The organism is Streptomyces misionensis (assembly GCF_900104815.1).
GTDB classification, from domain to species: Bacteria; Actinomycetota; Actinomycetes; order Streptomycetales; family Streptomycetaceae; genus Streptomyces; species Streptomyces misionensis.
Map to the genome: position 1 here is coordinate 715,942 of NZ_FNTD01000004.1, position 20,379 is coordinate 736,320.

Here is a 20,379-nt window from a genome sequence, read left to right on the forward strand (position 1 = left end):
CTCACGAGCGCCTCCTTCCGTACTACGTACCGGTGACCGCCTGCCCCTGTGCCCGATTCAGAAACGGAACCGCTCAATCCCATCCGGGTGCGCGGTTGGACTTGCGGATCACCGCGGAGCAGGGTGGACGGGTCCCCTGGCACCGTGGGGACGCCCCTACGCACCACCCGGAGAACACCCGATGACCCACGTCGCGGACCCCGCTCGTTACGACGGCGCCATGCGCTACCGGCGCACCGGCCGCTCGGGGCTCGACCTGCCGGTCCTGTCCCTGGGCTACTGGCACAACTTCGGCGACGACCGCCCGTTCGAGACGCAGCGCGAGATCGCCCTGCGCGCCTTCGACCTCGGGATCACCCATCACGACCTGGCGAACAACTACGGCCCGCCGTACGGCTCGGCGGAGGAGAACTTCGGCCGGCTGATGCGCGGCGACCTCGCCCCCTACCGGGACGAGCTGGTGATCTCCACCAAGGCGGGCTGGGACATGTGGCCCGGCCCGTACGGGCAGGGCGGGGGCTCGCGCAAGTACCTGCTGGCCTCGCTGGACCAGTCGCTGCGCCGGATGGGCGTGGACTACGTGGACATCTTCTACTCCCACCGGCTGGACGCGAGCACGCCGCTGGAGGAGACGATGGGCGCGCTGGACACGGCCGTCCGCCAGGGCAAGGCGCTCTACGTCGGCATCTCCTCCTACGACGCCGAGCGCACCCGGCAGGCCGCCGCGATCCTGCGCGACCTCGGCACCCCACTGCTGATCCACCAGCCGTCGTACAACATGCTCAACCGCTGGATCGAGACCGAGGGCCTGCTGGACGTGGCGCAGGAGGAGGGCTTCGGGGTCATCGGCTTCACGGCGCTCGCCCAGGGCCTGCTGACCGGCCGGTACCTGGAGGGGGTGCCGCAGGACTCGCGGGCCGCGCGGAGCACGTCGTTCGACCGTTCCTGGCTGACCGAGGACATGGTGCGCCGGCTGCGCGCCCTGAACCAGATCGCGGCCCGGCGCGGGCAGACACTGGCCCAGCTGGCGCTCGCCTGGGCACTGCGCGACCAGCGGGTGACGTCCCTGGTCGTCGGCGCCTCCCGCACCGAGCAGCTGGAGCAGAACGTGGCCGCCCTGGACAACCTGGACTTCACCGACGAGGAGCTGGCGGAGATCGACACGTGCGCCACCGACGGCGGCGTGGACCTGTGGCGCGAAGCCCGGCTGGGCACTCTCGGCTGATCGCTCCGGATCACCGGCGGATATGTGACGTTCATCACAGAAATAAAGGATAAATAGGACTTATTCTGGCAACTCGAACAGTCCTGTGATCCTCACCTCAAGGAGCCGCTCGCCGCATGGTGCACGGACCCCGCCCCGGCCAGTTCCCGCCGCCGCGTCCCGATCTGGAGCTCGCCCGTGACTGCGAGCGCTGCCTCGGCTGGGGGACCGTCGTCACCCGCGACGGCGAACACGAGCTGTGTCCCGGCTGCCAGCCGGACACCGCCGCCGGGGAGGGCCCCGGCGGCTGACGCGGGGGCCTCGGCGGTGGCCCAGCGCAGCGGGTCGGACACCGAGCGCCGTGCCGGGGTCGTACCGTGGAGACATGGCCGCCCCTCCGCTCCCGGGACCGCTGGCCCACCTGGCACCACTGCTCGCCCACTACGGCTACTGGGCCGTGGGCGCCGTGATCCTCGTGGAGGACTTCGGCGTCCCGGCACCGGGTGAGACGATCCTGCTCGCTGCCGGGGTGTACGCGGGCGCGGGCGAGCTGGACGTGGTGAAGGTGGGCCTCATCGCCTTCGCCGCCGCCGTCGTCGGCGACAACATCGGCTTCCTGATCGGCCACTACGGCGGCCGGGCATTCGTGCACCGCTGGGGCCGGTACGTCTTCCTCACCCCGAAGCGGTTCGCCACCGCCGAGGAGTTCTTCCACCGGCACGGCGGGAAGATCGTGACCGTGGCCCGGTTCGTCGAGGGGCTGCGCCAGGTCAACGGCATCATCGCGGGCACCTCGGGCATGCACTGGCGCCGCTTCCTCGTCTTCAACGCCCTCGGCGCGGCCCTGTGGGTCGGCTTGTGGACCTCCCTCGCCTATCTGGCGGGCAGCCACATCACCGAGGTCTACGACGAGATCAAGCGCTACGAGATCTACTTCCTCGTGGCCCTCGCGGTCCTGGTCGTGGCGCTCGTGGTCCGCCATGTCCTGCGGCGGCGCCACGAGCGCTGAGCCGGTCAGGAGGGGCGGGCCGCCCGGGACTCCTCCGGCGCGCCCCGCCCGGTTCCGGTCGCCGCCGCGTCGTCGGCGCGCTCGTGGCCGCCGCGCAGCGCGGAGGCCACCGCGGAGACCAGGGCCATGCCGGCGGCCACGCTGAAGACGATCGTCAGGCCGTGGTGGAAGGGGCCGGAGACCAGTTCGGGGAAGAACCGGTGGCCGGTCAGGGTGGCGCGCTGGGCGGCGGTCAGCCGGTCCAACGTGCCGCCGGAACCCAGCAGATGACCGATCGGGTTGTTGCCGAGGAAGGTCGCGAACAGGGTGCTGACCGGGGGCAGCGAGGCCACCTGGTGGGCGGTCGCGGCGGGCACGCCGTGCGCCTGGAGCCCGCTGCCGAGGGTCTTCGGCAGGGTGGCGGCGAGGCCGGAGACCATCAGCGAGAAGAACACGCCGATGGACAGGGCCGTACCCGAGTTCTGGAAGGTGGAGCGCATCCCGGAGGCCACGCCCCGGTACCTCGCGGGCACGCTGCCCATGATCGAGGAGGTGTTGGGCGAGGAGAACATGCCCTGGCCCAGCCCGTTGAGCAGCAGCAGCGCGGCGAACAGGCCGTAGTCGAAGTCCACCGGCAGGGCCAGCAGCCCGAAGAAGGAGGCGGCCACCACGATCAGCCCGGCGGTGGAGAAGATCCGGGCGCCGAACCGGTCGGAGAGATAGCCGGAGACGGGACCGGCGAGCAGGAACCCCACGGTGAGCGGCAGCATGAAGACGCCCGCCCACAGCGGGGTGTCCTCGAAGTCGTAGCCGTGCAGCGGCAGCCAGATGCCCTGCAACCAGATGATCAGCATGAACTGGAGCCCGCCGCGCGCGATCGCGGTCAGCAGGGCGGCCAGGTTGCCGGCCGCGAACGCCCGCACCCGGAACAGCGACAGCCGGAACATCGGCTCGGCGACCTGGGTCTCCACCACGCAGAACACCAGCAGCAGCACCACACCGCCGATCAGCCCTGCGAGGACCCAGGGGTTGGTCCAGCCGGTGGCGTGGCCGCCGTAGGGCTGGATGCCGTAGGTGATGCCCGCGAGCAGGATGCCGGCGCCCGCGGCGAAGGTGAGGTTGCCGAGCCAGTCGACGCGGCCGCGCCCGCCGGCCGCGGTCTCGCGCAGGCTCAGGTACGACCAGACGGTGCCGGTCACGCTGACCGGGACGCTCACCCAGAACACGGCCCGCCAGTCGACGGCGGCCAGCAGTCCGCCCGCGAGCAGGCCGAGGAACTGCCCGGCGAGCGCGGTGATCTGGTTGATCCCGAGGGCCATGCCGCGCTGCCGGGCCGGGAAGGCGTCGGTGAGGATCGCGGCCGAGTTGGCGGTGAGCATGGAGCCGCCGAAGGCCTGCACGATGCGCCACAGGATGAGCCACAGCGCGCCCGCGCCGGCCCGGAACGGGTCCAGGGACAGGGCGATGGAGGCGACGGCGAAGACCAGGAAGCCCAGGTTGTAGATCCGCACCCGGCCGAACATGTCGCCCAGCCGGCCGAGCACCACCACCAGGACGGCGGAGACCAGCAGATACCCGAGGATCATCCACAGCAGATAGCCGATGTTGCCCGCGGCGAGCGGGTCCAGGCCGATGCCGCGGAAGATCGCGGGCAGCGAGATGATCACGATGGAGGCGTCCATCGTGGCGATCAGCACGCCGAGCGTGGTGTTGGACAGGGCGACCCACTTGTAGCCGGGGCCGGGGGGCGTGGCCCGCTGCCGGGCCGAGCGGGCGAGGAGGCGGGCGCGGGCGCCCGCGCCGGGCGCGTCGCCGTTCACAGCCGCTCCGCCAGTCGGTCGAGCAGGGGCAGGACGTCGTGCAGGGCCTGCCGTTCCCGCGGGGTGAACTCCTCCAGGGCCTGGGTGAGGCGGCCGACGGACTCGGAGCGGCGCTGCTCCAGCACGGTCCTGCCCTCCTCGGTGACCGCGATGACGACCCGGCGCCGGTCGGCGGTGTCGGGCGTACGGCTCACCCAGCCGCGCCGTTCGAGGCCGGCGAGGGTGCCGGCCATCGCCTGGGGCCGCACCCGCTCCGCCTCGGCGAGCGAGCCCGGCGAGTCGGGGCCGCCGCGGGACAGCCTGGCCAGCACCGACACCTCGGACAGGGAGATGTCGCCCACCGCGTGCGCCTGGCGCAGCCGGCGCACGATCCGGCCCATGGCCAGCCGGAGGGCGCCGGCGAGCGCGGGCGTTTCCTGGGTCTCCATGGTTAGTAACAATAGGTTTATCAGTTTGGACTGTTCAACCAAAGGCGGGTAATCGGTTTGAGGGGCGTCGCAGGGGCAAACCGAACAGCGAACGGACATCACGACACGTTGGGATGTGAGACCGCGATGGCTGGCGACCAGAAGGCGAAGGGCAAGGCGGAGCAGGCCAAGGGCAAGGCCAAGGAGGCCGTGGGCCGTGCCGTCGGCAACGAGCGGATGGAGGCCGAGGGCCGCGCGGAAGGCGCGCGCGGGGACGCCCGGCAGGCCAAGGAGAAGGCCAAGGACACCTTCAAACACTGAGGACCCGGTGGGCGCCGGCCACGGCGCCGACCCGTACGACCGATTCGCGGCGGGTCCCGGGAATCCTCCCAGCGGATTCCCGGGACCCGCCGCCGTGTTCGCGGGCCGCTTCGCCAGGGGTTCGTGTGCAACCGGAGGAATCCCGGTGGACGTCCCCTTGATCGACGGGCCAGCGGGTAGCCGGAGGAGGACGGCACGTTTCTTCACAAGCGCCGGAAGGGACCCGAACCCCGGAGGGAAAAGGGCGACGAGGTATGGACATCCCGGTGAGGACGCAGGCGAGGACACAGGACGCGCGCTACCGCCGCGACTGGGCGACCGGCATGTGCAGCAGCGCGGACGCGCGTGCCGCCGTGGCCGCCCTGCTGGGTACGGCACACCCGGCCCCGGCGCGGCGCTCGGTACAGGACGCGCAGCTCGTGGTGAGCGAACTGGTCACCAACGCGGCCAAGCACGCGCCCGGGCCCTGCGCCCTCGGCCTGGATCTGCTGCCCGGCGCCCGCGCGCTGCGCGTCTCGGTGACGGACACCTCCCCCGAACCGCCGCGCCCGCGTCCACCCGACCCCGCGCGCGTCGGCGGCCACGGCCTGCACCTGGTGGCGATGCTCGCGCGCGACCTGGAGGTGACGATGCTGCCGGAGGGCAAGCGGGTCACCGCGATCGTGCCGCTCGTCCGCGAGGACGGTTCCTGAGCCTCAGGCCCGCGGCAGCAGCTTCTTCCCGGGCCGCTCCCGGCCGCCGTCGGCCGCGGCCCAGTCGGGCGGGATCTCCCCGTCCACCACGAACTCCAGCAGCACCGGCCCCGGCTGGGTCGGCACGTCGGCCCGGACCGAGGCGACGTGCCGCGGCCGGTCGCAGCGGACGGCGGGCAGCCCGGCGAGGCGCGCCCACTCGGCGTACGGCATCGCGGGGACCTCGGCCGACAGCGGAAGCAGCGGGTCGCCGGCGACGGCCCGGCGCCGCCGGGTGAGCCGGTTCAGGTCACCGTTGTTCAGCATGCGGAACACCAGCGGCGGCAGAGCGGCCAGCCGGTCCAGGTGGCGGCGCACGGTGATCAGTTCGTTCAGCCCGCCGCCCTGGAGGGCGCCGTCGCCGACGAGGGCGATCACGGGCCGTTCCGGGGCCGCGAACTTGGCGGCGACGGCGTAGGGCACGGCCGCGCCGGGCAGACCGAGATGCCCCGACAGCAGCGAGCGCATGCCGTTGCGCAGCCTCGGATGGCAGGTCCGAGCGCGGTCCCGGAGTCGGTGACCACCACGGCCCGGTCGGGCAGCCGTTCGGACAGCTCGGCGACGACCGAGCGGGGGTTCACCGAGGTGCCGAAGTACTGGCTGGCCTTCGCGCGCCCCCTCGGCCCGCCACTCCCGCACCATGGCCTCGACCCGGGTGCGCCAGCCGCGGTCGGTGGCCCGGTGCAGCATCAGGATCAGCGCTTCCAGTGCCGCCCGTGGGTCGCCGTTCACCCGGACGGCCGTGCCGGGCACGGACTCGCCGGACCCCACGGCGACGATCCGGCAGCCGGCGGGGTCGGCCAGCACAGCGGGGTCCAGGTCCTCGGCGCCCACGAGCAGCAGCGTGTCGCACTCCCGCAGCAGCAGGGCGGCCGCCGAGCTGCCGAGCGGGCCCGCAGCACCCGTCTGGTACGGCAGGTCGTCGGGCAGCACGTCCCGGGCGAGGGCCGTGGTGGCCACCGGCGCCGAGCAGCGTGGCCACACCCGCCGCCTGCGCGGACGCCGCGCGTCCCGCGTTGCCCACGACCACGGCCGGCCGCCGGGCCGCCGCCAGGACCTCCGCGGCCCCGCGCAGCCGCCGCTCGTCGGGCGGTTCCACGGGCGCGGCCGCGAAGCCGCTCCGCGGGGCCGGCCCGTCCGGCGGCGCCGGGGCCTCCAGCACCCGGCGGGGTACGACCAGGCTCGCGAACCTCCCGGTCGGTGAGCGCCGCCCGGACGGCCCGGTGCAGGGCGTCGCACAGCCGCCCCGGTCCGGAGACCGGCTCGCAGAACACCGAGACCTCCGCCAGATGGCGCATGCCGGGGTCGCCGTCCCCGCGGCCCACCAGGGCGAGCACCGGCGCCCGGTCGGCCGCCGCGTCGTACAGGCCGGCCGGCAGCCGCAGCACGCCGCCCCGGGCGGGGCCGGACAACAGCCGAGCCCGCCGGTGAGTCTGGCGTGCGCACAGGCCATGAGGGCGGCGGACTCCGCGCCGCGCGCCTGCCCGAACCACGGGTCCCCGAGGGCGCGCACCAGCGGGTCGAGGGCCAGGCCCGGCACCGCCGTACACCCGCCCCGCCCCCGCGTCCCGCAGCCGGGCGGCGACGGCCTCGGCCACCGGGTAGCCGCGCGCCGACCCGCGCAATCGGCGCCCCGGCCCGCGGACCCCGCGCGGCCGTGCCTCCGTCGTTTCGGACGCGCGGAGCCCGGGCACCCGTGCCACGCTCGAAGGGGGCACCGAGCGTGCACGACCCAGCACCGGCGGAAGGCGAGCGACGAGTGGCGGCGTCCGAGGAGCGGCCCCCGGGACGGGGCGAGCGTCTGGTGCGCTCGCTCGACCAGCGGCTTCCGGTGGCGGCGTCCGGCAAGGAGTTCCTGCGCAAGGCGTTCCCGGACCACTGGCCGTTCCCGCTCGGCGAGTTGGCGCCGTACAACCTGCTGGTGCTGGTGGTGACCGGTGTTCTGACTGACGTTCTTCTTCGACCCGGGCATGGCCGAACGGCCGTACACCGGCGCCTACCTGCCGCTGCGCGGAGCGATGACCTGCGAGGCGTACGCGTCGGCCCCGACGGATCAGCCTCTACGTGCGCGGCGGGCTGCTGCTGCGGCAGACGCACCACCGGGCGGCACTGGTCTTCGTCGGCGCGATCGGCGTGCACCTGCTGCGGATTTGTTCGTGGTGCCGTTCCTGACCTGTCACGCCACCAAAAGGGCCTGTCTGGGACGTGGGAGCGGCGCCGGGTGGCCGCGGTGCGGGCGGCGCCGGGCGAGGTGCCCGAGGGGGGCGAGGAGTCGTGAGCGAGGAGGCACGCCATGAGCGACAGCCCTGACGTCCGTGGCAACCAGTGGTACGGCCCGCAGCCGGACGTGGCCGGGGCGGCCGGCTATCCGGACGCCCCGCCGCGGATGGGGTTCTTCACCGACACCTCGGTGTGCATCGGCTGCAAGGCCTGCGAGGTGGCCTGCAAGGAGTGGAACGCGGTCCCGGAGGACGGCCTCGAACTGACCGGCATGTCCTACGACAACACGCAGGGCCTGGGCGCCGACACCTGGCGGCACGTGGCCTTCATCGAACAGCGCAAGCCGTTCGGCGGGCAGGAGCCCGGGGTCGTCCACGAGGACACCGACGTGTTCCAGGCGGCGGCGCGGCTCGGCACCGACGCCGCCTCACCCGGTCCCGGCGCCACCGCTCCCTCGCCCGGGCAGGCCCCCGAGGGCGCCCCCGCCGGGCGGATCTCCCCCCTCTCCCCCGACGGCCGCACCGAGCTGCGCTGGCTGATGGCCTCCGACGTGTGCAAGCACTGCACGCACGCGGCCTGTCTGGACGTGTGCCCCACCGGGTCGCTGTTCCGCACCGAGTTCGGCACCGTCGTCGTGCAGGAGGACATCTGCAACGGCTGCGGGTACTGCGTGCCCGCCTGTCCGTACGGCGTCATCGACCAGCGCAAGGACGACGGCCGGGTGTGGAAGTGCACCCTGTGCTATGACCGGCTGGGCGCGGGCATGGAACCCGCCTGCGCCAAGGCCTGTCCGACGGACTCCATCCAGTTCGGGCCGCTGGACGAACTGCGGGAGCGGGCCCGGGGCCGGGTGGCGCAGCTGCACGCGGCCGGGGTGACCGACGCCCGCCTGTACGGCGAGAGCCCGGACGACGGGGTCGGCGGCGACGGCGCGTTCTTCCTGCTGCTGGACGAGCCCGAGGTCTACGGCCTGCCCCCGGACCCCGTGGTCACCACCCGGGACCTGCCGGACATGTGGCGGCACGCGGCGCTGGCGGCGGTGACGCTGACGGGGCTCGCGGTGGGCGGTTTCGCGGGCGGATTCGTACGGAGGTCACGGTGAGGTCCGTCGGTGCCGCGAGGAGGGTGCGATGAACCGCGCCGATTGCGCGAGGAGCGTGCGATGAGCGAGAGGGATGTCACCCGGGGCGGCGAGAAGGGCTCACGGCCCGGACGGGAGGCGCCGACCGGCGCGGACGCGGGGCGCCGGCGGCGCCGGCGCGGGCGGGGCGAGCAGCCGATGGTGCCGGACGCGTCGTTCTCGTCGTACTACGGCAAACCCGTGCTGAACAAGCCGACGTGGAAGGCGCTGGACATCGCCGGGTACCTGTACCTCGGCGGGCTGGCCGGGGCCTCCTCGCTGCTGGCGGCCGGGGCCCACGCCACCGGGCGGCCGGGGCTCGCGGCTCCGGCGAAGATCGGCGCGGCCGGCGCGATCTCCCTCTCGCTCGCCGCCCTGGTGCACGATCTGGGCCGGCCGGCCCGCTTCCTGAACATGCTGCGCGTCTTCAAGCCGACCTCGCCGATGAGCGTGGGCTCCTGGCTGCTGATGGGGTACGCGCCGCTGACCATGGCCGCCGCGGCCATCGAAGTGGCGGGCCGCTACCGCCTGCTGGGGGCGGCAGCGGCGGACCTGGCGGACCGTCTGCGGCCGGTGGGCTCGGCCGCCACCGCGGCGGCGGCCGTCCTCGGCCCCGGCGTGGCGACGTACACGGCGGTGCTGATCGCGGACACCGCGGTGCCGTCCTGGCACGAGGGCTACCGTGAACTGCCGTTCGTCTTCGCGGGCTCGGCCGCGGCCGCCGCGTCCGGCCTCGGCCTGGTCGCCGCCCCGACCGCGCAGGCCGGTCCGGCCCGCCGGACGGCGGTGCTCGGCGCCGCCCTGGAACTGGGCGCGTTCCGGCTGATGAAGCGCCGTATGGGCCTCACCGCCGAGCCCTTCGACCAGGGCAGGCCGCGGGTGCTCCTGCGCGCGGCGGAGGCGCTGACCGCGGGCGGTGCGGCCCTCGCCCTGCTCTGCGTCCGCGTGCCCGACCGCCGGCTCGCACTCGCCGCGGGCACCGCCCTGCTCACCGGCTCGGCGGCGCTGCGCTTCGGCGTCTTCGAGGCGGGGGTGGCATCGGCGGAGGACCCCCGGTACACCGTGGTGCCGCAGCGGGAGAGGCTGGCGGCGAAGGGCGGCTGAGCGGTTACCCGCCGGCCACCAGCGCGGCCACCAGGCGTCTCATCGCGGGCCGCGGGTCGGGGGTGCCGGGCCAGCCGGTCATCAGCAGATGGTGGGCGGTGCCGACGATCGCGAGGGCCGCGGTGCCCGGATCGACGGTCCGCGCCACCCGCCCGAGCCCCTGTTCGGCCGTCAGATAGCCGGTGACGGCCTCCTGGATCGCGGCGAAGCCCGGCGCCCCGCCCTCCAGGGCCGCGCGGACGCGCGCCATGGCGGCGGGGCGGGCCATCGCCAGGCCCGACAGGGCGGGGCCGCCGGAATCGAACAGGGCGAGGACGACGGAGTCGAGGTTCCCCGCCACCGTGCCCTGCCCGGCGAGCCCCGGCAGCGCCCGCGCCCGCGCCGCCGTGCGCGCGAACCGGTCGAGGCAGAGCTCGGCGACGAACTCGTCGAACCCGGCGAAGTGGGCGTGCAGCAGCCCCTTGGCGCAGCCCGCCTCGGTGGTGACGGAACGGCTGGTGAGCGCGCCGGGGCCGGCCCGTTCCACGACGCGCTCGGCGGCCGCGAACAGCCGCTCGCGCACGTCCGGCGTCGCAACTCCACGCGGTGCCATGGCCCTGCCCTCCATCCTTGCGTCAACGTCCTGGATGGTAACGGGGATTGCCAGTATGGGCGCGCGCCCATACTGTTTGGGCAAGTGCCCATTCTCCGTCGCACACAGGAGGCAGCCGTGCCGGACGTCGTCAACTCCCAGCAGGAAAAGGCGTGGAACGGTCCGGAGGGCACTCACTGGGCCCACCACCAGGACCGCTGGAACGCCGTGAACGAGGGCTTCGACGAGCCGCTGCTCGACGCGGCCGCGATCGGCGCCGCACACCGGGTGCTCGACCTCGGCTGCGGTTCCGGGCAGACCACCCGGCTCGCCGCGCTCCGCGCCCCCGGGGGCGGCGCGCTGGGCCTCGATCTGTCCGGACCGATGCTGGCCGAGGCGCGGGCCCGCGCGCGGCGCGAGGGCATCGCCAACGTCTCGTTCGTCCAGGGCGACGCGCAGGTGCACCCCTTCGAGCCGGGCGCCTTCGACGTGGCGATCAGCCGCTACGGAGTGATGTTCTTCGCCGACCCGGTGGCGGCCTTCGGCAACATCGGCCGGGCGCTGCGCCCCGGCGGGCGCCTGGCGTTCGTCTGCCCGGCCGACATCTCGCTCAGCGGCGGGGCGGCGGCACTGGCCTCACTGGGCGACGTGCTGCCGCTCGGCGGCTTCGGCACCCCGGGGCTGCCCGGCATGTTCTCCCTGTCCGCCCCGGACCGCATCCGCGCCGTCCTCACCGCGGCCGGTTTCACGGGGGTGGCCGCGGGCCCGGTCCGGGCGTACGAGACGTGGGGGCACGGAGCCGAGGACGCCGCGGAGTTCATGCTCGGCACGGGTCCCGGCCGCCATCTGCTGGCCCAGGTCGGCGCGGCGGAGCAGGACCGCGCCCGCCGCGCCCTGGCGGACCGGCTGCGCGCCCACGAGGCGGACGACGGCACGGTCCGGCTGCCCAGCACGTCCTGGCTGGTCACGGCGGACCGCCCGGCGGACGCCAGGTGAGCAGACGCTCGGCCAGCTCCGGCAGGGAGGCGGCCGTCACGTCGGCCGGCCGGTGAGTGGCGGGGTACGGCCGCGGCGTCCGGCACAGCCACCCGGTGCGCAGGCCCGCGCGGGACGCGCCGTCCACGTCCCAGGGGTGCACGGCGACCAGCAGGGCCGCGGACGCGGGTACGGCGAGCACGCGCAGGGCGTGCGCGTACGCCTCGGGGGCCGGCTTCCAGCGGGCCGGGGCCGTCACGTCCAGGTGGGCTTCGAACAGGCCGGTCAGTCCTGCCCGGTCCAGGACCGCGCGGGTGGTGGCGGCCGCTCCGTTCGTCAGGGTGGCCAGGCGGAACCCGGCCGAGCGCAGGGCCCGTACGCCCTCCGGGACGTCCGGGTGCACCGGCAGTTCGGGCAGCCCGGACAGTACGTGGTCCGCGGCGCGCTCCGGGTCCGGTACGGCCCGCTCGCCGGCCGCCAGGGCCAGCAGTCCCTCCCGGGCGACGGCCGCGAAGGAGGCGTGACCGCCCGCCAGGGTCAGGGCCGTCCCGTCGCGCAGCACCCCGGCGAACCAGGCCGGCAGCAGATGGGCGGACAGGCCGGCCTCCGTGAAGCGTCCGGCGAGCGGGGCCATGTCGGTGAGCGTCTCGTTGACGTCGAACACCAGGACCGGGAGGTCAGCGGACAACCGGATCACCTCCCGCCTGCCGCTCGGCCTCGCGTTCCCCCCGGTCGACCCAGGACCAGGTGACCGCCGCCGGCGGCACGCTGATCCGCTCCCACAGCGGCGAGCGCCGCAGGGCGTGGACGGCGGCCGGGACCACCACGGCCACCAGCAGCGCGGGGCAGGCCATGCCGACGGCGGACATGGGCGCCGAGTGCCTCATCGCCGTCTCACCTCTCCCGCGCCGTGGCGCCCCGCACCAGCAGGGCCGCGGCGACGGCGAGCAGCGGTACGGCGACGACCGGCAGCCGGCGGCCGTAGACGAAGCAGAGGGCGACCAGCACGGTTCCGAAGACATGCCGCTGCCTCATCGCACCATCCCCCTCCTGCCAGCACTTGCGCCAGTCATGTGCCCACTCCCGCCGTCTCGTTCACCCGGGACCGAGACCCTCAGGACATTACGGGCGCCCGTGATGGTCCCTCGGCCGACACACCGCGGCGGCGACCTCACACCTGCGGAGCGGTCCGCTCCGCACACCGAAGACACGCCCGCCGGCGTCCTCCGCCCCCTTTGCGGGAGAACGCCCGGCACGCCGTTTGCCCCCGGCGGGCCGGGGTACCCCGGCGCCGCACGAGATGCCGAAGCGGCGGCGCCGCAGGAGAATCGGGGCACGAGTGGGAGGAGTGGCCGTGGGCGTACGCACCTGGATCGACTCGTGGCCGGTGTACCGCCAGCTCACCGGGACGGACCCGCTGGGCCGGGGCGCCGCCGCCAAGAGCGGCCGCAGCGCGCGGCTCACACCCCGGGTGGCCTCGGCCGACCGGGTGGTCAAGTCCGTCTGCCCGTACTGCGCGGTGGGCTGCGGCCAGAACGTGTACGTCCAGGACGAGAAGGTCACCCAGATCGAGGGCGACCCCGACTCCCCCGTCTCACGCGGCCGGTTGTGCCCCAAGGGCTCGGCGAGCCTCCAGCTGACCACCGGCGAGGCCCGCCGCCACGAGGTGCTCTACCGGCGCCCGCACGGCACCGAATGGGAGCGCCTCGACCTCGACACCGCGATGGACATGATCGCCGACCGGGTGATCGCGGCCCGCCGGGCCGGCTGGGAGTGGGAGGTCGACCAGACCCGCACCCGGCGCACCCTGGGCTTCGCGAGCCTCGGCGGGGCCACGCTGGACAACGAAGAGAACTACCTGATCAAGAAGTTGTTCACGGCGCTCGGCGCGATCCAGATCGAGAACCAGGCGCGCGTTTGACACTCCTCCACCGTTCCCAGTCTGGGAACCTCGTTCGGACGCGGCGGCGCGACCACCTTCCAGCAGGACCTGCAGAACTCGGACTGCATCGTCATCGAGGGCTCGAACATGGCCGAGTGCCATCCGGTCGGGTTCCAGTGGGTGATGGAGGCCAAGGCGCGGGGCGCGAAGGTGATCCACGTCGACCCGCGGTTCACCCGCACCAGCGCGCTCGCCGACCTGCACGTGCCGCTGCGCGCGGGCTCGGACATCGCGTTCCTCGGCGGGATCGTCCGGTACGTGCTGGAGCACGACAAGTACTTCCGCGACTACCTGCTGGCGTACACCAACGCGCCGGTGATCCTGCGGGAGGACTTCTGTGACACCGAGGACCTGTCCGGCGTCTTCTCCGGCCTGAACGGCGAGACCCGTTCGTACGACAACTCCAGCTGGCAGTACGAGGGCACCGAGGTGCAGGCCGCCTCGGGCCGGCGCGACCAGGAGTACGACGAGCGCACCGGCGGCGGCGCGTCGGTGACCGAGGCGGCGCGCGGCGAGGCGCACGGCTCCGGCGGCGCGGTGATCGGCGAGGGCGAGCCCGAACGGGACGAGACGCTGACGCATCCGCGCTGTGTCTTCCAGGTGCTCAAGCGGCACTTCTCGCGCTACACGCCGGAGATGGTGGAGCAGGTGTGCGGGGTGCCGCAGGACCTGTTCCGGCAGGTGTGCGAGCTGGTCACGGAGAACTCCGGCCGGGACCGGACGACGGCCTTCGCCTACGCGGTGGGCTGGACCCAGCACACGGTGGGCGTGCAGTACATCCGCACGGCCTGCATCCTGCAACTGCTGCTGGGCAACATCGGCCGGCCGGGGGGCGGCATCCTCGCGCTGCGCGGGCACGCCTCCATCCAGGGGTCGACGGACATCCCGACCCTGTTCAACCTGCTGCCGGGCTACATCCCGATGCCGCACGCGCACCAGAACCAGGACCTGGACGCCTTCGTCGAGGCGGAGGCGGCGCACAAGGGCTACTGGGGCAACATGCGCTCGTACCTGGTGAGCCTGCTCAAGGCGTACTGGGGCGACAAGGCGACGGCGCAGAACGACTTCTGCTTCGACTACCTGCCGCGGCTGACCGGTTCGCACTCGACGTACGAGACGACGATGGCCCAGTTGGAGGGCACCTGCAAGGGCTACTTCCTGCTGGGCGAGAACCCGGCGGTGGGCAACGCCAACTCCAAGCTGATGCGGCTCGGCATGGCCAATCTGGACTGGCTGGTGGTGCGCGACTTCTCGCTGATCGAGTCGGCGACCTGGTGGAAGGACGGGCCGGAGATCGAGACCGGGGAGATGCACACGGAGGACATCCGCACCGAGGTGTTCTTCCTGCCGGCCGCGGCGCACACCGAGAAGGACGGCAGCTTCACCAACACCCAGCGACTGCTCCAGTGGCACCACCAGGCGGTCGAGCCGCCCGGCGAGTCGCGCAGCGACCTGTGGTTCACGTTCCATCTGGGGCGGATCATCCGGGAGAAGCTCGCCGGGTCGACCGACGAGATGGACCGGCCGGTGCTGGACCTCGCCTGGGACTACCCGACGAAGGGTCCGTTGTCCGAACCCGACGCGGAGGCGGTGCTCGCGGAGATCAACGGTTACGACGCCGAGGGCGATCCGCTCTCCTCCTACGAGCAGCTGAAGCCGGACGGCTCGACCACCTGCGGCTGCTGGATCTACTGCGGGGTGCGCGCCGACGGCGTCAACCAGGCCGCCCGCCGCAAGCCCGGCCGGGAGCAGGACTGGGTGGCCGCCGAGTGGGCGTGGGCGTGGCCCGCCAACCGCCGCATCCTGTACAACCGTGCCTCCGCCGACCCCGAGGGCCGGCCCTGGAGCGAGCGGAAGGCTTTGGTGTGGTGGGACGCGGACCGGGGTGAGTGGTCGGGGCACGACGTGCCCGACTTCAAGAAGGACAAGGCGCCCGGCTACGAACCGGACCAGGAGGCGACCGGACCCGCGGCACTGACCGGCCGGGACGCGTTCATCATGCAGGCCGACGGCAAGGCGTGGCTGTACGTGCCGTCCGGGCTCACGGACGGGCCACTGCCCACGCACTACGAGCCGCAGGACTCGCCGTTCCCGAACCTGCTCTACGACCAGCAGCGCAACCCGGTGCGGCAGCTGATGCCGACGGTGCCGGACAACCGCTACCAGCCGAGCGGTGACGAGCGGGGCTCGCAGGTCTACCCGTACGTGGCGACGACCTACCGGCTCACCGAGCACCACACGGCGGGCGGCATGTCCCGCTGGCAGCCGTATCTGGCCGAACTGCAACCGGAGTTCTTCTGCGAGGTCTCCCCGGAGCTGGCCGCCGAGCGGAGCCTGGAGCACACCGGCTGGGCGACGATCGTCAGCGCCCGCGGGGTGATCGAGGCGCGGGTGCTGGTGACCGACCGGATGACCCCGCTGACCGTGCACGGCCGGCGGCTGCACCAGGTGGGGCTGCCGTACCACTGGGGCCCCAACGGCTACACCACCGGCGACGCGGCGAACGAACTGCTGCACCTCTCCCTGGACCCCAACACCCACATCCAGGAGGCCAAGGCGATCGCGGTGGACATCCGCCCCGGGCGCCGGCCGCGCGGCCCGGCCTCCCTGGAACTGGTGCGGGCCTACCGCGCCCGGGCGGGCATCGACGAGCACACGGGCACGGAGCCGTAGACCCCGGGCGGGCCGGTCGCCGGCGGAACAGGACCCGCTAGCGGAGCACGACGGTGTGGGAGCCGCGGGGCACCAGCTCCCCCACCACCGGCGCCCCGGGGACCTCCCCGGCGACCAGCAGCCCGCCGGAGGTCTGGGCGTCGGCGAGCAGCAGCCGGGTGTCGGCGTCGGTGGGGCCGAACTCGGTGTGCGGGGCGACCCATTCGAGGTTGCGCCGGGTGCCGCCGCTGACGAAGCCGTCGCGGACGGCCTCGCGGGCACCGTCCAGATACGGCACGGCGGCGGTGTCGATCACGGCGGTCACCCCGGACGCCTTGGCGAGCTTGTGCAGATGGCCGAGGAAGCCGAAGCCCGTGACATCGGTGGCACAGGTGGCCCCGGCGGCCAGCGCGGCCTCGGACGCCTCCCGGTTCAGCGCCGTCATGGTGGCGACGGCCTGCTCGAACCGCTCACCGGTGACCTTGTGCCGGTTGTTGAGCACACCGAGGCCGAGCGGCTTGGTCAGGGACAGCGGGGTCCCGGGCCGGCCGGTGTCGTTGCGCAGCAGCCGTCCCGGGTCGGCGATGCCGGTGACGGCCATGCCGTACTTGGGTTCCGGATCGTCCACGCTGTGTCCGCCGCCGACGTGGCAGCCGGCCTCGGTGGCGATGTCGAGGCCGCCGCGCAGCACCTCGCGGGCCAGGTCGAAGGGGAGCCGGTCGCGCGGCCAGGCCAGCAGGTTGACGGCGAGCACCGGCCGGCCGCCCATCGCGTACACGTCCGACAGCGCGTTGGCGGCGGCGATGCGCCCCCAGTCGTAGGGGTCGTCCACCACCGGGGTGAAGAAGTCGGCCGTGCACACCATGGCCGTGTCCGGCCGGCCGGGCAGGGTGACCACGGCCGCGTCGTCGCCGGTGGACAGGCCGACCAGCAGCGGGGTGTCACCGCCGGCGAGCTGCGGCACGGTCAGCCCGCTGACCACCTCCTCCAGCTCACCGGGCGGGATCTTGCAGGCGCAGCCGCCGCCGTGGGCGAACTGCGTGAGTCGGACGGTCGCTTGGCGGGTCGGTGTCATTCCGGTCTCCTGGGGCACTAGCCTGACGAGCGGTGGAGGCGTGTGGGTGCCTGGTGGCCCTCCCGGTCTTCAAAACCGAGGTGCCCGAGGATCTCGGGCAGGCGGGTTCGATTCCCGTCCGCCTCCGCTCCGCAAAGCCTTTTGACCTGCGAAAACTCGCACCGCTTCATGAGTGTGGCCAAGCAGTGGCCAAGCACCCTCGCCTTCCATGCCTCTAGCATGCCCTCATGGCCACCATCAAACGGCGTGACAACGCGGACGGCACAACGACCTACCGCGTCCGCTGGCAACAGGGCGGACGCACCGGAGGATGGCAATCCGAAAAGTTCGGCGACGAGACCTCTGCCGAGGAGTTCAAGCAGCTGGTCGACGCTCACGGCCAGCAGTGGCCGCCCGGCTGGGTAAAGGGCAAGGGCTTCGTCCAAGAGCCCGCAGTCGACGGCGACATGCCCCTCACTGACTGGGCACACCGATACGTCGACCGGCTCACCGGGATCGATGAGCGCACCCGCCACGACTACAAGCGCGACATCGACAACCACTTCGCGATCATCCGACACGTACAGCCGTCCGGGCTCGTCGTGGAGGCCACGATCGCCAACGTCACCGCCGACGACATCCAGGACTGGGTGCGCGCCGAGGAGGCCGGCGAGCGCGACCCGGGCAACCCGGAGGCGTGGCTGCGGCGGAAGTCAAGCCCCAAGTCGATCGCGAACCGGCACGGGCTACTGTCGGCGATTGTGCAGGCCGCGGTCGAGTCCGATCCGCCGCGGCGGTCGAAGAACTGCTGCACGGGGACGCGGCTGCCGCGCGTCGATGACGGCATCGATGACGAGATGTGCTTCCTGGAGCACGACGAGTACGCCCGGATCGCCGCCGAGATCCAGGACCCGCACGCCCGGGACCTGGCGGACTGGCTCGTCGGCACCGGCATGCGCTGGGGCGAGGCGACCGCGCTACAGGTCCGGGACGTCAGCCTCACCCGCAGTACGGTCAGCGTGCAGCGAGCGTGGAAACGCGCAGCGGCCGGGGACGGCGGCCCCGCCTACTTCCTCGGCCCGCCGAAGACGAAGAAGGCCCGCCGCGTCATCGCGCTCAGCCCGCTTCAGATGGACATGCTGCGCCGCCGCATGGCGGGCAAGGCCCCCGAGGGCCTGCTCTTCGAGACGCCGCGCGGCAAGTCGTGGCGGCATGACAACTTCTGGCGCCGCCGCTGGGTGCCGGCGGTCGAGGCGGCCATCGCGAAGGGTTTGCCGAAGCGCCCGCGGATTCACGACCTGCGGCATACGCATGTGGCGTGGTTGATCGCGGAGCGGATTCCGCTGCCGGCGATTCAGGCGCGGCTGGGCCACGAGTCGATTACGACGACGGTGGACCGGTACGGGCATCTGGTGCAGGCGCTGGATGGGGAGATCCGGGCGGCCGTGGAGGCTGCGATGGGGCCTCCTGCGGCCGCGTCCGGGATCCGCCGCGTTGTGTAACTGGGTCAGCGCCCGGGCCAGTTCTGGACCCATAGGCCTTCGCGGACTATGCGGGTGAGCATCTCCATGAACTCGTCCCGGGCCTGCTCAGTGATGTGCTCCTTGGAACCGATCCAGATGAACGAGCCGTCCTGCTCCACGCCTATGACAGCCTTTCCTCCCGGAAGGCTGTCGCGCAATTCCATGTGGAACTCTGCGTGTGGTTGTTCCGTTGTCTGCGACGCATCGTCGTCATTGGGCTTGTCGCCGGATGACCACGTACCGTCTTCGTCCGCCACCGCAACCTCCCAGGTACAAGGCGCACACTCGTTCGTATGTTCGAACGTGCGTGCAGAGTGATCCGTTTGCGCCCCCCAGGCGGATCACTGACGATGCCACACCGATCAAGCTGTGACCAGAGTGAATCACTGAGTAACGAAAAGTCGCACGATTAGTCCGACTTTCAGCCTCCGCTACCGTTACCCTGCGTTCGCCTCCGGGCAAAGGTTTCCGCGATGTCCGCGAGCTGCTGCCGCTCCTCGTCGCTCATCTCCTCGATGTGCGCAGCGAGGACGCGCGTCGTGCGGTCCTGGCTCCAGATGAACGACTCCATGTCAAGGTACTGAGCGGCGGCGGCTTCCTGGAGGACGCGCAGAGGGATGGCGAGGCCGACGGAGAGGGCTCGCAGGATGGCGGCAGAGGGAGCGTCGGTACTCTCGCCGCGCTCGACCTTGCTGATCCACCCGAACTTGGCCTGGGTCCCGGTGTCGGGGTCGACGGACTGGTCCGCCAGCTTGCGGACGCTGATGCCGAGTTCGGCGCGCCGCTGTCGTAGAAGGTCGGCGAAGTCGGTCCGCTGCTCAGTCATGGCGTGCATTCTGCCCTCTCGCTCCCCTGCGTGACGCCTGTTGTCTACGTTAAACCCTCTGATCACTGAGCAAATAGCAGGTCAGCCCGCACAACCGTTCACGACCCGACACAAAGTGTCTACGGAAACACCCCGCGTGCGCCATACGCACGGGGTGTGATGACCAAAACTCGCTGCACTGTGCGTTTCCGTAGACAAGACGTCTACGGCCATGTACTGTCGCTCTTGTTCACGGAAACGCACACCACGTCTACGGAGGTGAACGCGTGCGTCCTCAACAGAACCCGCTGATCCTCGTGAGTGCTGACCTGTTGGTCCAGCTCATGAAGCGCACCGGCGACGGCCGAGAGGTCAGCGTCCGCGACCTTGCCGATGCGGCCGGATGCCACCCCAGCAAGATCGGCCACCTCCGCTCCGGAGAGCGCCGAACCGCCACCCACGACGAGGCACTGGCAATTGCCAAACGGCTTGGAGTCGACCTCCTCGTCCTGTGGGAACACACCGGCCGCACCGTCGAGGCTCCCGCCGAACCTCAGCACCTGCTCGCGGTGCCCGCATGACCCGCCGGCTCACATACGCCGAGGCCGCCGCCGAGCTGCCGGACGGTGTCACGGAGACCTGGCTTCGCCGGCACATCAAGAAGCTGCCGCACTCGAAGTTGGGCCGGGTCGTGTACTTCACCGACGCGGACATCGAGCGCATCGACCAGATGTTCCACCACGAGCCCGTCGTTGGCCCCTTGGCCGCCGCACCGGGCGCCGCGCCGGCTGCCGGGCCGCACCCGATGGGTCACCTGGTGCCGCTGCCGTCCCGCCGCTCCGTGCGGGCCTGATCCACCCCTGAACACGCCGAAGGGCCGCCCGCTTTGACCGGCCTGGCGACCCCTGATCGGCGAACCCCTACACAAGGAAGAGAGGCCCT

At 72.6% G+C, this 20,379-nt stretch carries 22 protein-coding genes and 1 tRNA gene; 13 read left to right on the plus strand and 10 right to left on the minus strand.

Annotated features, from left to right (window positions below; all coding sequences use genetic code 11):
- Window positions 1-181: 181 nt before the first annotated feature.
- The 3 genes from mgrA (at window position 182) to BLW85_RS04630 (ending at window position 2,213) form a co-directional block, all read left to right on the plus strand.
- Complete coding sequence (mgrA, locus tag BLW85_RS04625; protein ID WP_074990840.1) at window positions 182-1,225, plus strand: L-glyceraldehyde 3-phosphate reductase; 1,044 nt, start codon at window positions 182-184, stop codon at window positions 1,223-1,225.
- A gap of 116 nt (window positions 1,226-1,341) precedes the next feature.
- On the plus strand, window positions 1,342-1,515 hold the full coding sequence (locus BLW85_RS39225) for a hypothetical protein (RefSeq protein ID WP_167381372.1): 174 nt from the start codon (window positions 1,342-1,344) through the stop codon (window positions 1,513-1,515).
- A gap of 74 nt (window positions 1,516-1,589) precedes the next feature.
- The gene (locus tag BLW85_RS04630) at window positions 1,590-2,213 is read left to right on the plus strand and encodes a DedA family protein (protein ID WP_074990842.1); all 624 of its coding nucleotides are present in this window, start codon (window positions 1,590-1,592) and stop codon (window positions 2,211-2,213) included.
- Window positions 2,214-2,218: 5 nt separating this feature from the next.
- On the opposite strand, the gene BLW85_RS04635 is transcribed toward BLW85_RS04630, so the two are convergent.
- Both BLW85_RS04635 and BLW85_RS04640 read right to left on the minus strand, forming a co-directional pair.
- Window positions 2,219-3,874: an MFS transporter gene (locus BLW85_RS04635; RefSeq protein WP_244175018.1), complete on the minus strand. Its 1,656-nt coding sequence runs from the start codon at window positions 3,872-3,874 to the stop codon at window positions 2,219-2,221.
- A gap of 134 nt (window positions 3,875-4,008) precedes the next feature.
- On the minus strand, window positions 4,009-4,440 hold the full coding sequence (locus tag BLW85_RS04640; RefSeq protein ID WP_074990844.1) for a MarR family winged helix-turn-helix transcriptional regulator: 432 nt from the start codon (window positions 4,438-4,440) through the stop codon (window positions 4,009-4,011).
- Between the two features lie 126 nt (window positions 4,441-4,566).
- On the opposite strand from BLW85_RS04640, the gene BLW85_RS04645 reads away from it, so the two are divergent.
- Both BLW85_RS04645 and BLW85_RS04650 read left to right on the plus strand, forming a co-directional pair.
- The gene (locus BLW85_RS04645; RefSeq protein WP_070024756.1) at window positions 4,567-4,740 is read left to right on the plus strand and encodes a CsbD family protein; all 174 of its coding nucleotides are present in this window, start codon (window positions 4,567-4,569) and stop codon (window positions 4,738-4,740) included.
- Window positions 4,741-4,994: 254 nt separating this feature from the next.
- Entirely contained in the window at window positions 4,995-5,432 is a 438-nt protein-coding gene (locus tag BLW85_RS04650) for an ATP-binding protein (RefSeq protein WP_074990847.1), read from the plus strand.
- 3 nt (window positions 5,433-5,435) lie between these two features.
- Here BLW85_RS04650 and BLW85_RS04655 read toward each other — a convergent pair whose 3' ends face one another.
- Complete coding sequence (locus BLW85_RS04655) at window positions 5,436-6,431, minus strand: thiamine pyrophosphate-dependent enzyme (RefSeq protein ID WP_244174811.1); 996 nt, start codon at window positions 6,429-6,431, stop codon at window positions 5,436-5,438.
- A gap of 1,333 nt (window positions 6,432-7,764) precedes the next feature.
- Between BLW85_RS04655 and BLW85_RS04670 the strand changes: the two genes are divergently transcribed.
- Entirely contained in the window at window positions 7,765-8,793 is a 1,029-nt protein-coding gene (locus BLW85_RS04670) for a 4Fe-4S dicluster domain-containing protein (RefSeq protein ID WP_074990851.1), read from the plus strand.
- 60 nt (window positions 8,794-8,853) lie between these two features.
- Window positions 8,854-9,915 (plus strand): NrfD/PsrC family molybdoenzyme membrane anchor subunit, encoded by a 1,062-nt coding sequence (gene nrfD, locus BLW85_RS04675; protein ID WP_208624815.1) that lies wholly within the window; start codon window positions 8,854-8,856, stop codon window positions 9,913-9,915.
- A 4-nt stretch (window positions 9,916-9,919) separates the two neighbouring features.
- Here the strand turns inward: nrfD and BLW85_RS04680 are convergent, their stop codons facing one another.
- Window positions 9,920-10,507: a TetR/AcrR family transcriptional regulator gene (locus BLW85_RS04680; RefSeq protein ID WP_070024749.1), complete on the minus strand. Its 588-nt coding sequence runs from the start codon at window positions 10,505-10,507 to the stop codon at window positions 9,920-9,922.
- Window positions 10,508-10,624: 117 nt separating this feature from the next.
- Between BLW85_RS04680 and BLW85_RS04685 the strand changes: the two genes are divergently transcribed.
- On the plus strand, window positions 10,625-11,482 hold the full coding sequence (locus BLW85_RS04685; RefSeq protein WP_074990853.1) for a class I SAM-dependent methyltransferase: 858 nt from the start codon (window positions 10,625-10,627) through the stop codon (window positions 11,480-11,482).
- Here the strand turns inward: BLW85_RS04685 and BLW85_RS04690 are convergent.
- Genes BLW85_RS04690 through BLW85_RS39230 form a run of 3 tightly spaced genes read right to left on the minus strand, consistent with a single transcriptional unit; the run spans window position 11,451 to window position 12,496 of the window.
- Window positions 11,451-12,149, minus strand: a complete 699-nt coding sequence (locus BLW85_RS04690; protein ID WP_074990856.1) for a haloacid dehalogenase type II — start codon at window positions 12,147-12,149, stop codon at window positions 11,451-11,453. The two genes, BLW85_RS04685 and BLW85_RS04690, sit on opposite strands and share 32 nt — an antisense overlap.
- Window positions 12,139-12,348 (minus strand): hypothetical protein, encoded by a 210-nt coding sequence (locus BLW85_RS04695; protein WP_143060412.1) that lies wholly within the window; start codon window positions 12,346-12,348, stop codon window positions 12,139-12,141. Before BLW85_RS04695 ends, BLW85_RS04690 begins: the two co-directional genes overlap by 11 nt.
- A gap of 7 nt (window positions 12,349-12,355) precedes the next feature.
- Complete coding sequence (locus tag BLW85_RS39230; RefSeq protein WP_167381373.1) at window positions 12,356-12,496, minus strand: hypothetical protein; 141 nt, start codon at window positions 12,494-12,496, stop codon at window positions 12,356-12,358.
- 319 nt (window positions 12,497-12,815) lie between these two features.
- On the opposite strand from BLW85_RS39230, the gene fdh reads away from it, so the two are divergent.
- A complete protein-coding gene (gene fdh / locus BLW85_RS04705) occupies window positions 12,816-16,076 on the plus strand; it encodes a formate dehydrogenase (RefSeq protein WP_244174812.1) in 3,261 nt (1,086 codons plus the stop codon).
- Window positions 16,077-16,113: 37 nt separating this feature from the next.
- Here fdh and selD read toward each other — a convergent pair whose 3' ends face one another.
- Window positions 16,114-17,130 (minus strand): selenide, water dikinase SelD, encoded by a 1,017-nt coding sequence (gene selD / locus BLW85_RS04710; RefSeq protein ID WP_074990862.1) that lies wholly within the window; start codon window positions 17,128-17,130, stop codon window positions 16,114-16,116.
- A gap of 34 nt (window positions 17,131-17,164) precedes the next feature.
- Here selD and BLW85_RS39235 point away from each other — a divergent pair.
- Window positions 17,165-17,257: transfer RNA gene (locus tag BLW85_RS39235), tRNA-Sec, on the plus strand.
- Window positions 17,258-17,357: 100 nt separating this feature from the next.
- Window positions 17,358-18,611: a tyrosine-type recombinase/integrase gene (locus tag BLW85_RS04715; protein WP_074990864.1), complete on the plus strand. Its 1,254-nt coding sequence runs from the start codon at window positions 17,358-17,360 to the stop codon at window positions 18,609-18,611.
- Between the two features lie 5 nt (window positions 18,612-18,616).
- On the opposite strand, the gene BLW85_RS04720 is transcribed toward BLW85_RS04715, so the two are convergent.
- Window positions 18,617-18,889: a hypothetical protein gene (locus BLW85_RS04720; protein ID WP_070024739.1), complete on the minus strand. Its 273-nt coding sequence runs from the start codon at window positions 18,887-18,889 to the stop codon at window positions 18,617-18,619.
- Window positions 18,890-19,053: 164 nt separating this feature from the next.
- Complete coding sequence (locus BLW85_RS04725; RefSeq protein ID WP_239697841.1) at window positions 19,054-19,458, minus strand: helix-turn-helix domain-containing protein; 405 nt, start codon at window positions 19,456-19,458, stop codon at window positions 19,054-19,056.
- Between the two features lie 266 nt (window positions 19,459-19,724).
- Between BLW85_RS04725 and BLW85_RS04730 the strand changes: the two genes are divergently transcribed.
- The gene (locus tag BLW85_RS04730) at window positions 19,725-20,018 is read left to right on the plus strand and encodes a helix-turn-helix domain-containing protein (protein WP_070024737.1); all 294 of its coding nucleotides are present in this window, start codon (window positions 19,725-19,727) and stop codon (window positions 20,016-20,018) included.
- The gene (locus BLW85_RS04735; protein WP_074990866.1) at window positions 20,015-20,290 is read left to right on the plus strand and encodes a helix-turn-helix domain-containing protein; all 276 of its coding nucleotides are present in this window, start codon (window positions 20,015-20,017) and stop codon (window positions 20,288-20,290) included. The genes BLW85_RS04730 and BLW85_RS04735 overlap by 4 nt, the downstream gene beginning before the upstream one ends.
- Window positions 20,291-20,379 lie beyond the last annotated feature (89 nt).